At 63.2% G+C, this 234-nt stretch carries 1 protein-coding gene; it reads left to right on the top strand.

All coding sequences use genetic code 11. The annotated features are described in order from the left end of the window. On the top strand, positions 1 to 234 hold a 234-nt coding region (locus AAEZ05_RS30280; protein ID WP_350650370.1), incomplete at both ends, for a carbonic anhydrase.

The following is a 234-nucleotide window of genomic DNA, read 5'->3' as shown; positions in this document are numbered from 1 at the left end:
GGTGATCAATGCAGCCCGCACGCATGCCTCAGACGCTGCCCGCCTGGATGCCTTGGTGCGTGAAAACGTGGTCGCCCAACTGGCTAATCTCAAAACCCACCCTTCGGTCGCCCTGGCGCTGGAACAAGGCCGGATGAACCTGCATGGCTGGGTGTACGACATCGAAACCGGCGGCATTGACGCTTTGGACGGGCACACCGGGCGCTTCGTCTCCCTGCTCGACCACCCCAGCAC

The sequence above is a fragment of the Pseudomonas sp. HY13-MNA-CIBAN-0226 genome, from assembly GCF_040310305.1.
GTDB classification, from domain to species: domain Bacteria; phylum Pseudomonadota; class Gammaproteobacteria; order Pseudomonadales; family Pseudomonadaceae; genus Aquipseudomonas; species Aquipseudomonas gregormendelii.
This window is presented reverse-complemented; position numbering and strand designations above follow the sequence as displayed.